The organism is Bacillus sp. FSL R5-0523, from assembly GCF_037975295.1.
In the GTDB taxonomy this organism is placed as follows: domain Bacteria; phylum Bacillota; class Bacilli; order Bacillales; family Bacillaceae; genus Bacillus; species Bacillus subtilis.
The window spans coordinates 2,506,070-2,519,182 of record NZ_CP150251.1 but is presented as its reverse complement, the minus strand read 5'-3'; the positions used below and the strand labels follow the sequence as shown (position 1 = coordinate 2,519,182).

19 protein-coding genes and 1 pseudogene are annotated in these 13,113 nt (G+C 42.7%); 14 read left to right on the top strand and 6 right to left on the bottom strand.

Translation table 11 applies throughout. The annotated features are described in order from the left end of the window. The first annotated feature begins 146 nt into the window (after positions 1-146). Together NYE53_RS12870 and NYE53_RS12865 are read left to right on the top strand one after the other, a co-directional pair. The gene (locus NYE53_RS12870; RefSeq protein ID WP_339245030.1) at positions 147-311 is read left to right on the top strand and encodes a hypothetical protein; all 165 of its coding nucleotides are present in this window, start codon (positions 147-149) and stop codon (positions 309-311) included. Further along, a pseudogene (locus tag NYE53_RS12865) lies at positions 269-465 on the top strand (recombinase family protein); the annotation flags it as partial. The gene NYE53_RS12870 and the pseudogene NYE53_RS12865, both read left to right, overlap by 43 nt. On the opposite strand, the gene NYE53_RS12860 reads toward NYE53_RS12865, so the two are convergent. Both NYE53_RS12860 and sigK read right to left on the bottom strand, forming a co-directional pair. Beyond that, positions 431-547, bottom strand: coding sequence for a hypothetical protein (locus NYE53_RS12860; RefSeq protein WP_339245027.1), 117 nt, complete (start codon positions 545-547; stop codon positions 431-433). The pseudogene NYE53_RS12865 and the gene NYE53_RS12860 sit on opposite strands and share 35 nt — an antisense overlap. Next, the gene (gene sigK, locus NYE53_RS12855; protein ID WP_013308023.1) at positions 547-1,275 is read right to left on the bottom strand and encodes an RNA polymerase sporulation sigma factor SigK; all 729 of its coding nucleotides are present in this window, start codon (positions 1,273-1,275) and stop codon (positions 547-549) included. Before sigK ends, NYE53_RS12860 begins: the two co-directional genes overlap by 1 nt. Before the next feature lie 195 nt (positions 1,276-1,470). Between sigK and nucB the strand changes: the two genes are divergently transcribed. Further along, a complete protein-coding gene (gene nucB, locus NYE53_RS12850; RefSeq protein WP_009967785.1) occupies positions 1,471-1,881 on the top strand; it encodes a sporulation-specific Dnase NucB in 411 nt (136 codons plus the stop codon). A 32-nt stretch (positions 1,882-1,913) separates the two neighbouring features. Here the strand turns inward: nucB and NYE53_RS12845 are convergent, their stop codons facing one another. Then, positions 1,914-2,636, bottom strand: coding sequence for a DUF308 domain-containing protein (locus tag NYE53_RS12845; protein ID WP_339245024.1), 723 nt, complete (start codon positions 2,634-2,636; stop codon positions 1,914-1,916). Positions 2,637-2,887: 251 nt separating this feature from the next. On the opposite strand from NYE53_RS12845, the gene gnd reads away from it, so the two are divergent. Continuing rightward, positions 2,888-3,781, top strand: coding sequence for a phosphogluconate dehydrogenase (NAD(+)-dependent, decarboxylating) (gene gnd / locus NYE53_RS12840; protein ID WP_339245021.1), 894 nt, complete (start codon positions 2,888-2,890; stop codon positions 3,779-3,781). A gap of 18 nt (positions 3,782-3,799) precedes the next feature. Here the strand turns inward: gnd and NYE53_RS12835 are convergent, their stop codons facing one another. Then, positions 3,800-4,426, bottom strand: a complete 627-nt coding sequence (locus NYE53_RS12835; RefSeq protein ID WP_339245018.1) for a TVP38/TMEM64 family protein — start codon at positions 4,424-4,426, stop codon at positions 3,800-3,802. A gap of 186 nt (positions 4,427-4,612) precedes the next feature. On the opposite strand from NYE53_RS12835, the gene cwlH reads away from it, so the two are divergent. Further along, positions 4,613-5,365, top strand: coding sequence for an N-acetylmuramoyl-L-alanine amidase CwlH (gene cwlH, locus NYE53_RS12830; protein ID WP_339245015.1), 753 nt, complete (start codon positions 4,613-4,615; stop codon positions 5,363-5,365). Between the two features lie 251 nt (positions 5,366-5,616). After that, positions 5,617-6,348 carry an SGNH/GDSL hydrolase family protein gene (locus tag NYE53_RS12825; protein ID WP_003229964.1) on the top strand — a complete coding sequence of 244 codons (732 nt, stop codon included), beginning with the start codon at positions 5,617-5,619 and terminating at the stop codon, positions 6,346-6,348. Between the two features lie 305 nt (positions 6,349-6,653). Here NYE53_RS12825 and NYE53_RS12820 read toward each other — a convergent pair whose 3' ends face one another. Beyond that, positions 6,654-6,794, bottom strand: a complete 141-nt coding sequence (locus tag NYE53_RS12820) for a sporulation histidine kinase inhibitor Sda (protein ID WP_003226124.1) — start codon at positions 6,792-6,794, stop codon at positions 6,654-6,656. 361 nt (positions 6,795-7,155) lie between these two features. Between NYE53_RS12820 and NYE53_RS12815 the strand changes: the two genes are divergently transcribed. From NYE53_RS12815 to NYE53_RS12780, 8 genes are read left to right on the top strand one after another with little or no spacing between them, the layout of a single operon-like run. Then, positions 7,156-7,674, top strand: coding sequence for a YqeG family HAD IIIA-type phosphatase (locus tag NYE53_RS12815; protein ID WP_003226126.1), 519 nt, complete (start codon positions 7,156-7,158; stop codon positions 7,672-7,674). Positions 7,675-7,677: 3 nt separating this feature from the next. Continuing rightward, positions 7,678-8,778 carry a ribosome biogenesis GTPase YqeH gene (yqeH, locus tag NYE53_RS12810; RefSeq protein WP_003229966.1) on the top strand — a complete coding sequence of 367 codons (1,101 nt, stop codon included), beginning with the start codon at positions 7,678-7,680 and terminating at the stop codon, positions 8,776-8,778. A gap of 17 nt (positions 8,779-8,795) precedes the next feature. Continuing rightward, the gene (gene aroE / locus NYE53_RS12805; protein WP_339245013.1) at positions 8,796-9,638 is read left to right on the top strand and encodes a shikimate dehydrogenase; all 843 of its coding nucleotides are present in this window, start codon (positions 8,796-8,798) and stop codon (positions 9,636-9,638) included. Further along, positions 9,632-9,922, top strand: a complete 291-nt coding sequence (gene yhbY / locus NYE53_RS12800; RefSeq protein WP_003226133.1) for a ribosome assembly RNA-binding protein YhbY — start codon at positions 9,632-9,634, stop codon at positions 9,920-9,922. The genes aroE and yhbY overlap by 7 nt, the downstream gene beginning before the upstream one ends. 11 nt (positions 9,923-9,933) lie before the next feature. Next, positions 9,934-10,503, top strand: coding sequence for a nicotinate-nucleotide adenylyltransferase (locus tag NYE53_RS12795; protein ID WP_004398676.1), 570 nt, complete (start codon positions 9,934-9,936; stop codon positions 10,501-10,503). After that, entirely contained in the window at positions 10,493-11,053 is a 561-nt protein-coding gene (gene yqeK / locus NYE53_RS12790) for a bis(5'-nucleosyl)-tetraphosphatase (symmetrical) YqeK (protein ID WP_014480316.1), read from the top strand. Before NYE53_RS12795 ends, yqeK begins: the two co-directional genes overlap by 11 nt. Before the next feature lie 17 nt (positions 11,054-11,070). Next, positions 11,071-11,427 carry a ribosome silencing factor gene (rsfS, locus tag NYE53_RS12785; RefSeq protein ID WP_041333759.1) on the top strand — a complete coding sequence of 119 codons (357 nt, stop codon included), beginning with the start codon at positions 11,071-11,073 and terminating at the stop codon, positions 11,425-11,427. Continuing rightward, on the top strand, positions 11,424-12,167 hold the full coding sequence (locus NYE53_RS12780) for a class I SAM-dependent methyltransferase (protein WP_339245010.1): 744 nt from the start codon (positions 11,424-11,426) through the stop codon (positions 12,165-12,167). The genes rsfS and NYE53_RS12780 overlap by 4 nt, the downstream gene beginning before the upstream one ends. A 65-nt stretch (positions 12,168-12,232) precedes the next feature. Here the strand turns inward: NYE53_RS12780 and comER are convergent, their stop codons facing one another. Further along, positions 12,233-13,054, bottom strand: coding sequence for a late competence protein ComER (gene comER / locus NYE53_RS12775; RefSeq protein ID WP_014477389.1), 822 nt, complete (start codon positions 13,052-13,054; stop codon positions 12,233-12,235). Positions 13,055-13,113: the final 59 nt, after the last annotated feature.

Sequence of the window (13,113 nt, the reverse complement as noted above, 5' to 3'; positions counted from 1 at the left end):
ATTTACTATATTGAGGGCCCAGTGATATAGAAAACAGATCGATGGTTCAAACCATCGGTTTTTTTATTTGTTTTCATACTCATTGAAAATCACCTCATTAGGACAAACAGGTATTACGCAGCATTACCCAAGGGGTGATGCATTTTATGAAGGTAATAATCATCGAGGGACTGCAAACTGACAAATGCATGAACGATTGTTATCATTATTTAATAAAACTTTATAGGAAGGAGATCCAGGGTAATAGCAATATACCGAGGAACAAGCGATCAAGGGATCGAGCATCGACAGCCAGTTCGAGGCCTGTATAAAGAAAGCAGGGACTAAGGATGTGCTGAAGTATGCCGATGAAGGATTTTCTGGGGAGCTTTTAGAACGTCCGGCTTTGAATGCTTGAGGGAGGATGCAAGCAAGGGACTTATAGGTCAAGTTATTTGTTACGATCCTGCCTGTCTTTCTCGGAGAGCTTATCAGCGATGAAAAAAATGATTTTCATAACTCTTTCAAATAGAGAAAGCCGGAACTTGAGATCCGGCCTCTTCTGCATTATTTCCCCTTCGCCTTCTTCCGCTTTTCCTTCTCTGCCCGATAAAACTCATGAAACATCTTCATCAGCGCCCTCTTTTCAATCCGCGATACATAGCTGCGCGAGATCCCGAGCTCTTTGGCAATCTCACGCTGCGTTTTTTCTTTCTTCAAATCAAGCCCAAACCGCCCGACTATCACTTCCTTCTCACGGTCATCTAAAATGTCAATGTATTGTTTCACTTTTTCAAGCTCCATATTGAGCTGGATCGTATCAATCACATCTTCGTTTTCTGATTTCAAAACGTCAATCAGGCTTATTTCATTCCCTTCCTTATCCTGCCCGATTGGATCGTGAAGGGAGACGTCTTTTTTTGTTTTTTTCAATGCGCGCAAATGCATGAGGATTTCATTTTCAATACACCTCGCAGCATACGTCGCCAGCTTTGTCCCTTTACCAGCGGAATAGCTTTCAATTCCTTTTATCAGCCCGATCGTTCCGATGGAGATTAAGTCTTCTGCATCCTCACCTGTATTTTCGAACTTTTTCACAATATGGGCGACCAAGCGAAGATTATGCTCAATCAGCATGTTTCTGGCATGTTCATCCCCTTTAGCCATGAGCTCTAAGTATTTTTTTTCCTCGCTGCTTGAGAGCGGTTGTGGGAAGGCATTGTTTTTCACGTAAGATACTAAAAAGACAAGCTCTTTAACAACAAAGCCGAGCGCTGCGAAAACACCTGTCACCATCGTCACCTCCACAAAAGTATGTAGGCAAAAGCCTATATGTAAATGTATGTGACCTGGAGGCTGTCTGTGTCTGTACCGGGAAATTTCTCGCGGGGGAGTCCGGCTTTGGTAAGCAGCATACGAACTTCAAATGTTAAAAATATTCTTCATCAAGCGCCCATACATTGAAATGAACAAAGGTATGGGGGGATGGGAATGAAAAAATGGATGGCAGGCCTGTTTCTTGCTGCAGCAGTTCTTCTTTGTTTAATGGTTCCGCAGCAGATCCAAGGCGCATCTTCGTATGACAAAGTGTTATATTTTCCGCTGTCTCGTTATCCGGAAACCGGCAGTCATATTAGAGATGCGATTGCAGAGGGACATCCAGATATTTGTACCATTGATAGAGATGGAGCAGACAAAAGGCGGGAGGAATCTTTAAAGGGAATCCCGACCAAGCCGGGCTATGACCGGGATGAGTGGCCGATGGCGGTCTGCGAGGAAGGCGGCGCAGGGGCTGATGTCCGATATGTGACGCCTTCTGATAATCGCGGCGCCGGCTCGTGGGTAGGGAATCAAATGAGCAGCTATCCTGACGGCACCAGAGTGCTGTTTATTGTGCAGTAGTAAAGAAGAGGCTCTTTCTTGAGCCTCTGTTGTTACAATCCTTCGCCGAGCTGAATTTTCGGGGGATAGGTTTCTGCTTTTCGCCAATATTGGCGTGTGCCTTCGTCCCGTACAACGATGCCCAGCTGTGCCAGTTCGAGACGGAATTCTTCAATATCGTCATTTTCTTCGTCCTGCAGCGCTTTGTGACGAGCTTTTAATAAGGCATGGGCGCCTTGCGATAGGTCTGGTGCATCAGGAATCCATCGGCGAAATTGATCTTTAAACGGATCACCATCTGTTGCCCATTCGTAATGATGCTGTCTAAAGGCCTTCTCAACGTTTACTGGTTTTTCATCAATTTCTTCCCGTACCAATTCATATCCGGCTGTTCCCAGGAGGACAAGCCGTTTGTGATCCATAAATACAAGAGCGATGTCATCGGAATGAATTGTTTGCACTTTTTTTCCTTTGATGAATTCCACTGTGTGATCTGTAATTTTGACAGACAGCAGCATTGCAATAACAGAATGAGCGAACCAAATCCCCGCACACATACCGAGAAGAGCAGTGATAAATGCAGCTGTAGATCCCTGAAAAGAGGTGATGAGCCGAAGCGGTCCTTCAAGAGGGATCCAGGGGAGGGATAATGCCCATTTCGCAATCTGCGGGATAAAATACCCGATTGCAAAACCGATGATTGCAAGTGCAGCGTATAAAAAGGATACAGCGGTTTTCGTAACTCCAATAAGAGTATGAGATTGATTCTGCAACATGTCACCTTCTTTTTACTGAAAAAATCGAATTCCTTCCCATATTTTAACTTAAACTGATGGTAAATCAAGGATAAAGCGATAATTATGGATATAAAGAGATTCAGTAATAGAACTGGCAGGCGCCGTCGGTCATGAAAAATAAAATTTACATGCGCAGACGATGTAAGCCCCATTTGTTTTCTGCGTATCACAATACAATCCAAAGGGAACATAAAGAGTAAAGGCTTTTTAGACAATCAGGAGGAACAGATATGAAAATCGGATTAATCGGCTTAGGGAAAATGGGCATAAACATAGGAAAGCAATTCATTGACCGCAATCATCAAGCGGTAGGATATGATGTAAATCAAGCGGCTGTTGATGAACTGAAAGCATACGGGGCTGAGGGGACAACGAATCTTAAAGAGTTAATTTCTTTATTAGACCCGCCGCGTATCCTATGGGTTATGGTACCGCATGGCATTGTCGATGCTGTTTTGCGTGATGTATCACCTTTATTAAGTAAAGGCGATATGATTATCGAAGCTGGTAACTCTCATTATAAAGAATCAATTCGCCGCTACAATCAAATGAAAGAAGCGGGTATTCACTATCTCGATGCCGGAACGTCGGGCGGAATGGAAGGCGCACGGCATGGAGCCTGTTTTATGGTGGGGGGCGATCATGAAGCATGGGAGATTGTGGAACCACTTTTTCGTGATACCGCCGTCGAAAATGGTTATCTATACGCTGGTGAAGCGGGAAGCGGACATTTTTTAAAAATGATCCATAATGGAATTGAGTATGGAATGATGGCCGCGATTGGTGAAGGATTTGAAGTGCTTGAAAACAGCCAATTTGATTTTGACTATGAGAAGGTTGCCAGAGTGTGGAATCATGGTTCTGTCATTCGTTCTTGGCTTATGAGACTGACTGAGCGAGCTTTCTCTAAGGATGCGAAACTGGATCAGATCAAGGGCATTATGCATTCCTCAGGTGAAGGAAAATGGACGGTGGAAACCGCGCTTGATCTGCAGACGGCAACTCCGGTCATCGCCATGTCACTGATGATGAGATACCGTTCTTTAACAGACGATACGTTTACAGGAAAGGTTGTCGCTGCGCTTCGAAATGAATTTGGAGGCCATGCGACAGAAAAAAAGTAAGGGGGCCAACAAGCCTCCTTATTTTTTTGGCACCTTCAGAAGATGAGGGAACTTTTTATAAATGACCACCATGATGATCAGAATATATGTACCGTAAATGCTGATAGACAATAATTTATTGCTGGTGAAGTTGGCGCCTGCAATAGTGACAACAACAATATTGGGGATTTTCCCTATTAAAGAAGCAAAGAAAAAAACATGCCAGCGAACTTGGCTCAGACCGCAGATCACATTCATTATAAGGGAAGGTATGACTGGTATCAGCCTTCCTAATAAAACAGCGGTAAAAGCGTTTTTGTTGAAGGAAGCCTCGTAGCTCTGTATGGCAGGATAGGCCTGAACTTTTTTTCTGGCCCAATCTCTAAAACTGTACCTGGCGAGAATAAACAGCAATATAGTACCAAGCATTGAGCCGGTCAGTGTAATCCAAATTCCATTTGCAGTCCCGAACACTGCGCCATTTAAAGCAGCAACCAAAGCAAACGGCACTATTGGGAAAAAAACATCGGCAGCAATCAGCAGCATACTAAATAAAACGGAAAACATCCCTCCTGCTTTGATTGCATCAAGCCAAGCTTCTTTCTGAAAAAAACCGACTGCAATTATAGCGATAATCACAAGTATACCTATTACTTTTTTTAACATGTCTATGGTCACTCCCAACTTAGGTGATGTCAGGAGCCAAAACCTCCGTCATCTAAATTAGTATAACTGGTGCCATTTCAGCGGTTCAACTGAAAACCAGGTTGAGAACACAATTCTTCTTTACTTCATAAAAAAGGCTGTCCAGCTCTCTGTTTTCTGCATTCTTAATAATAGGGAGGGATAGAAATGGTAACCATAAAAAAGGATTTTATACCGGTATCAAATGATAATCGTCCTGGATATGCGATGACGCCTGCTTATATTACGGTGCATAATACAGCGAATACAGCCAAAGGCGCTGATGCGAAAATGCACGCCAAGTTTGTGAAAAACCCGAACACATCCGAAAGCTGGCATTTTACAGTTGACGATTCAGTCATTTATCAGCATCTCCCGATAGATGAAAACGGCTGGCATGCGGGAGACGGTACAAACGGGACAGGAAACCGCAAATCGATCGGGATTGAAATCTGCGAAAATGCTGACGGCGATTTTGAAAAAGCAACATCAAATGCCCAGTGGCTGATCAGAAAGCTGATGAAGGAAAACAATATTCCGTTAAATCGTGTTGTTCCCCACAAAAAATGGTCCGGGAAAGAATGTCCGCGGAAACTCTTGGACCACTGGAACTCTTTTCTAAACGGAATTTCTTCCTCGGATACACCTCCAAAAGAAACTTCACCATCATATCCTCTGCCGTCTGGGGTTATAAAGCTCACTTCGCCTTATCGAAAGGGCACAAACATTCTCCAGCTGCAAAAGGCTTTAGCTGCACTTCACTTTTACCCTGATAAGGGAGCCAACAACAATGGCATAGATGGAGTTTACGGACCGAAAACAGCGAATGCCGTCAAGCGTTTTCAACTCATGAACGGATTAACTGCAGACGGGATTTATGGGCCAAAAACAAAGGCCAAGCTTAAATCGAAGTTAAAGTAAATGCAGGATTTAACGGATAACCTGTTTCCAGTGCGGATTCAGGTTATTTTCTTTTCTTTGGTTTGTGTGTTTTTCAGATTGGAAAGAAGGGAATTTTAAAAAATCATCAGCTGCGCCGCAATGAAAGCAGAATGATATTCACTGAGGGGGACACGTTAACTATAGGAAAAAACAGTGATAGCGAAAAACTCTTCATTGAACGAAGAGAAACAGAGGTATAACATTAAAGTGAGGCTTTTGGGGGTGTAAAGATGAAACATTTTATCATCCTTTTCCTTCTGCTGTTCGTTACAGCAGGATGCGAGGGAAGGGGATACGAAGACGTTGTAGCATTTGGTGACAGCAATACGCGTGGCTCTAATTGGGATTATCGCGATTATCCAAAAGCACAGCAGTGGGTCAATATATTAAAAACAGCTGAGCGCGGTAACCTTGATATACTCAATGCGGGAATCGGCGGACAGACGACAGAGGATGCCCGTCTCCGATTTCAGACAGATGTGCTGGATCAAAAACCGAAGTATTTGTTTATTATGTTCGGCACCAATGACGCTGCCATACTGACTGAAGGGAAACCGAGAGTGTCGAAGCAGCGTTTTAGAGAAAATCTGGTTTATTTTATTGAAGAAAGCAGAAAACACGGGATCAAGCCTATCTTAATGACGTGTATCCCAATTATAGAAGGTAATGGGAAGCATCATCTGTTTTACTATTCCAGATACCAAGCAGCTGCTTTTGAACCAAAAGGCGGAGCAAGGAAATGGCACAACTCATATAACGATATTACAAGAGATGTGTCGAAGCGCCTGGATGTCCCTCTTGTAGATAACTGGAAGCATTTTATAGAAGCAGACGGCGGAAAAGCAACTGATGAAGCGCTTATCCAATCTGGTTTAATAGATCCTTCTGGAAATCATATGACACCTAAAGGGGCAAGGATCGTATATGAAGGAATACAAGATGGGCAGATCCTGCAGCGTTGAGCCGGACAACCGCCTAGTCCGATTTATTTCTCCTACATAGGCTGTTATAAAACCTTATTAAGGAGGCGCTTCACATGTATGGCGCAGGCAGAGCATATGGATACGCTTTTATTGTTGTTTTAGTTGTTGTTCTCCTGGTTGTGGGCGGGATATACTGGTTAGCATAATAACCGGCCCTTTAAAACACCTCTTTTTAGGGGTGTTTTTTGCTGAAAATAGTAGTAAAGCGCGCAGCCAAAGTGATATAATATCAGTCATCTGAGTAAAAAAAGGAAATACGCCCGGAAAAAATAGACAAATTCCTATTAAGAAGATACGGAAATAATATGTCCGAGCGATCTTCTTTTTATTTCGTTTTCAATTAACTCGATAAAGTCACGGTTTAAATTCATTTCGGTGGCTTTGAAATAAGATTCTATTAGTAATTCATCAGACAGTTTTCTCATGCTAGGAACCCAATTAATGGGAGAGGCACCTCCTTAAAAGTTGGAATCATTCATGATTTTAACGCATACAATGATAAGTTGCGTTCATCTGAGGTTGAAGTTATCTTTAATCTACCATGAAATGCATATAAGAACAATCGTTCTGTTATCCACACCAAAAAGTGGATAACTTGTGAGTATCGTGTTTATAATTTGTCTAAAGAGTGATGTGATAAGAGTGGATAGTGTGTGTAAATTTATCCACACCTGGTGAAGAAACCCAATTTTTGTCGAAATTTTTTTGCTCAGTTTTTCTTTAGGCACAAGTTCGATTTTTTTCGACAATCATTTTGAAAGAAAGAAAAAGGGAAGGGTGCGGGTTTTGTTAAAAAAGTTTTTTTTACCTGACGAGTTTGTAAAAAATATTTTTCATATTACACCTGAGAAATTAAAGGAACGAAATGTAAAAGGAATTATTACTGACCTGGATAATACGCTTGTTGAATGGGACAGGCCGAATGCGACGCCGCGATTGATCGAGTGGTTTGAAGAAATGAAGGAACACGGCATTAAAGTGACAATTGTCTCTAATAATAACGAAAGAAGAGTGAAACTTTTCTCAGAACCGCTTGGAATCCCATTCATCTATAAAGCAAGAAAACCGATGGGTAAAGCCTTTAATAGAGCGGTGCGCAATATGGAGCTGAAAAAAGAGGACTGCGTTGTCATCGGAGACCAGCTGCTGACCGATGTACTCGGAGGAAACCGAAACGGCTACCATACGATTTTGGTCGTGCCAGTCGCTTCCTCTGACGGATTCATTACGCGCTTTAACCGCCAGGTCGAACGCAGAATACTGAGTGCTCTCAAACGAAAAGGGCACATTCAGTGGGAGGAGTAAGAAATGGAAAAGGTTGTTTGTATCGGGTGCGGAGTTACGATCCAAACCGAGGACAAAACAGGTTTGGGGTACGCGCCGCCTGCATCGCTTACGAAAGAAAATGTGATTTGCCAGCGTTGCTTCAGACTGAAAAACTATAATGAAATACAAGATGTCTCCTTAACTGATGATGATTTTTTGAACATTCTTCACGGTATTGGAGAAACGGACTCTCTTGTCGTAAAAATTGTTGATATTTTTGATTTTAACGGCAGCTGGATTAATGGGCTGCAGCGCTTGGTGGGGGGAAACCCTATCTTATTAGTTGGCAATAAAGCGGATATTTTGCCTAAGTCACTGAAAAGAGAGCGTCTGATCCAATGGATGAAGCGTGAAGCGAAAGAGCTTGGCTTAAAACCGGTTGACGTATTTTTGGTCAGTGCGGGACGCGGCCAGGGAATAAGAGAAGTAATTGACGCGATTGAGCATTACCGCAACGGAAAAGACGTCTATGTTGTCGGATGTACAAATGTAGGAAAGTCAACCTTTATTAACCGGATTATTAAAGAAGTGTCAGGTGAAGAAGATATTATTACAACATCCCAATTTCCTGGCACAACCCTTGATGCGATTGAAATCCCGCTGGATGACGGTTCATCGCTTTATGATACACCGGGAATTATCAACAACCATCAAATGGCGCATTATGTCAATAAAAAGGATCTGAAAATATTATCTCCTAAAAAGGAGCTGAAGCCTCGCACATTCCAGCTTAATGATCAGCAAACACTGTATTTTGGCGGACTTGCAAGGTTTGATTATGTGTCTGGGGAAAGATCTCCTTTTATTTGCTATATGCCGAATGAGCTGATGATTCATAGAACAAAACTTGAAAATGCAGACGCGCTTTATGAAAAGCATGCAGGGGAATTGCTCACACCTCCGGGTAAAGATGAAATGGATGAGTTTCCGGAATTGGTCGCCCATACGTTTACGATAAAAGACAAAAAGACAGATATCGTTTTCTCTGGGTTAGGCTGGGTTACTGTCCATGACGCCGATAAAAAGGTAACTGCATACGCGCCAAAAGGCGTTCATGTATTTGTTCGACGTTCATTAATTTAAGAAAAGGGGAGAGGAGTATGAAAAAGCTGTACGGGGTTATCGGAAATCCGATTGGCCATTCTATGTCACCTGATATTCATAACGCATCATTGAAAGACCTCGGGCTTGACGGACATTATCATGCCTTCAAGGTAGAAGAGAATGATCTGGAGGATGCGGTAAAAGGAATAAGAGCTCTAGGCGTACAAGGAATCAATGTGACTGTTCCGCACAAGGTTTCCATTATGGATTATCTGGATCATATTGATGAGAGTGCAAAAGTGCTCGGTGCCGTAAACACGGTCAGAAGAGATGGAGATAAGCTTGTCGGATACAATACCGATGGGGAAGGCTTCGTGAAGTCATTAATGAAGGTATTAGACAAGCCCATCTCTGAACTGTCATTCTTAATGATCGGCGCTGGCGGAGCGGCGAGAGCCATTTTTACAACAATTGTCCGAAATACCCCGAAAAAATTTGACATTTGCAACCGGACGTTAGAAAAAGCAAAGCGGCTTACAGAAGCTACTCCCTCGTTTCACAATAAAGAAGTATTAAGCATAAAAGAAGCAGAAGAACGTCTTGAGCAGTATGATGTTATCATCCATACAACGTCTGTGGGCATGTATCCGAACGTTGACGATGTGCCGCTTTCATTACAGCGTGCCGCGAGCAGTGCCGTCGTATGTGATATCGTGTATAATCCAATACAGACGGCCCTTTTAAAAGAAGCAAGCCAAAAAGGCTTGAAAACACTCGATGGTGTGGGCATGTTTGTTGAACAGGCAGCATTGTCTTTCCAATTGTGGACTGGACAAGAGCCTGATATTGAAAAAATGAGATCCATTGTAATAGGAAAATTAGGAGGAACAGAATGTTAACAGGTAAACAAAAACGTTTTTTGCGTTCAAAAGCGCATCATTTAACGCCGATTTTTCAAGTAGGTAAAGGCGGAGTAAACGACAACATGATTAAACAAATTGCTGAGGCGCTTGAAGCGAGAGAGCTGATTAAAGTCAGCGTGCTTCAGAATTGCGAAGAGGATAAAAACGATGTAGCGGAAGCTCTTGTAAAAGGAAGCCGCTCTCAATTGGTGCAGACAATCGGCAATACGATTGTGTTATATAAGGAATCAAAGGAAAATAAACAAATCGAGCTTCCTTAAAGGTGGTTGAAATGAAGAAAATCGGAATTTTCGGAGGCACGTTTGACCCTCCGCATAATGGTCACCTCTTAATGGCGAATGAGGTGCTGTACCAGGCGGGGCTTGATGAAATTTGGTTTATGCCTAATCAAATTCCGCCACATAAACAGAACGAAGACTATACCGACAGCTTTCATCGCGTGGAAATGCTAAAGCTTGCAATTCAATCTAATCCGTCCTTTAAGCTGGAGCTTGTTGAAATGGAAAGAGAAGGGCCATCATATACCTTTGATACCGTTTCTTTACTGAAGCAGCGTTATCCAAATGATCAGCTGTTCTTTATTATAGGCGCTGATATGATTGAATATTTGCCGAAATGGTATAAGCTGGACGAGCTGCTGAACCTCATTCAATTTATTGGAGTAAAGCGCCCCGGTTTTCATGTTGAAACCCCTTATCCGCTTCTCTTTGCAGACGTTCCGGAATTTGAGGTATCATCAACTATGATAAGGGAACGGTTTAAAAGCAAGAAGCCCACTGACTACTTAATCCCTGATAAAGTGAAGAAGTATGTAGAGGAGAATGGTTTATATGAATCGTGAGGAGGCACTTGCATGCGTGAAGCAGCAATTGACCGAACACCGATATATCCATACGGTTGGCGTGATGAACACGGCGATCGAACTTGCGGAGCGTTTTGGAGCCGATTCTAAAAAAGCGGAAACAGCGGCAATCTTTCATGATTACGCCAAATTCCGCCCGAAAGAAGAAATGAAACAAATTATTGCGCGTGAAAAAATGCCTGCGCATTTATTGGATCATAATCCGGAGCTCTGGCACGCTCCGGTCGGCGCTTATTTGGTCCAAAGAGAGGCAGGGGTTCAAGATGAAGACATTCTTGACGCCATTAGGTATCATACCTCAGGCCGCCCCGGCATGACACTTTTAGAAAAAGTCATTTACGTTGCCGATTACATTGAGCCAAACCGGGCATTTCCCGGTGTCGATGAGGTGCGTAAGCTTGCTGAGACAGATTTGAATCAAGCGCTGATTCAGTCCATTAAAAATACAATGGTTTTTCTTATGAAAAAAAATCAACCGGTTTTTCCAGACACATTTTTAACGTATAACTGGCTTGTGTCTGGCAGCTGAACAGGAGGAATTTGTGAATGAACCATAAGTCCATTTTAAAGATCGCAGCTGCGGCTTGCGACGATAAACGGGCAGAGGATATTTTAGCACTGGATATGGAAGGTATTTCTCTGGTTGCTGATTATTTTCTGATCTGCCACGGAAATTCAGATAAACAGGTACAGGCGATTGCCCGTGAAATCAAGGATCAGGCTGATGAAAACGGCATTCAAGTCAAAAAAATGGAAGGCTTTGATGAAGCAAGATGGGTTCTCGTTGATCTAGGCGATGTGATTGTCCATGTCTTTCATAAGGACGAAAGAAGCTACTACAACCTTGAAAAGCTGTGGGGAGACGCTCCGCTCGCAGATCTTGACCTTGGAATGAATCAATGATTTATCAAGGCTTTGCAAGCGTGTATGACGAGTTAATGTCACACGCGCCTTACGATCAATGGACAAAATGGATTGAAGCATCTCTCCCGGAAAAAGGCCGTATTCTCGATCTGGCATGCGGCACGGGGGAAATCTCCATCCGGCTTGCCGAAAAAGGCTTCGAGGTTACAGGCATCGATCTCAGCGAAGAGATGCTTTCTTTCGCCCAGCAAAAGGTATCGAGTAGCCAGCCTATTTTATTTCTTCAGCAGGATATGAGAGAGATTACCGGCTTTGACGGTCAGTTTGACGCTGTTGTGATATGCTGTGACTCATTAAATTATTTAAAAACAAAAAATGATGTGATCGAAACCTTTAAAAGTGTATTTCGGGTATTAAAGCCTGGAGGCATTTTGCTGTTTGATGTTCATTCATCTTATAAAATTACGGAAGTCTTTCCGGATAGCACATTTGCTGACCAGGACGAAGATATCAGCTATATTTGGCAGAGCTTTGCCGGAAGTGAAGAACTTTCTGTCATTCATGATATGTCGTTTTTTGTGTGGAATGGAGAAGCGTATGATCGTTTTGATGAGACACACGAGCAAAGAACGTTCCCAGTGGAAGAATACGAAGAAATGCTTAAGAACTGCGGCTTTCAGCTCCATCGCGTGACAGCTGATTTTACGGATTCCGAGCCATCAGCACAATCAGAACGCCTCTTTTTCAAGGCGCAGAAATCAAAAACCATCGTTTCTTAAAACGATGGTTTTTTAAAATGCTTTTTTATGCTTTTGCAGTACAGACGAAAGTATGACATACTCGTCTACACATGAAACTGCTTTTTCACTGCAGAAATATCCTCCTCGTACTTCATATGAGTATTTTGAAATACCCGGTGAAACATATCCTGCACACCGCTTTCCAGCGCTTTAATGCCTTCTCCTGTTACACCGCCTTTAACGCAAACCTTTTCCTGTAATGCAGGCAAGGTATACAATTCGGTTTCTAACAGTTTTCCCATTCCGACAAGCATTTCCTTACACATTAAAATCGCGTCCTGTTTAGATACTGATGTTTCCGTGACAGCTGCATCTATAAACCGCTGAATCAGATAGCTCATAAAAGCGGGGCCGCAGCTTACGATGTCTGATGCAACCCTTGTGATATCACTTTCAATTTGCAGCGGATGAGAGATATGCTGCATCAGCTCATTGATTTTCGCTTTTGCAGATTCGCCGCAGCTTGTGCCGAATGTGACAAGAGAAACACCTGCCAGCGCTCTGTTCGTAATACTTGGGATCACTCGCGCCACTTGACACGGCACATATTGTTCGAGCTGTTCGGTTTGAACGGGGCTTGTAATTGAAATGAGAATATGATCTTTTCTTAAATAAGGTAGCGCTCTTGCCAGTAAAGGATATATATCAAGCGGCTTAACACAAATAAAAATCATCTCATTTTCAGAAACGAGCTTTTCGAGACTTTCGGTAACGTTGATGCTGTTGTAGCGGTTTTTTATGTGCAACGCTTTTTCAATTGTGCGGTTTGTGATTGTCATGTTTGAGGGATCGGCCGCTTTTGATTCAATAAATGATTCGATAAGGATCGTACCCATATTTCCTGTGCCGATAAAGCCTATCTTCAATGGTTTCCCCTCCTTTGAGCTATTATCCTCTAAACCATATGTGTTATGAAAATAAAATA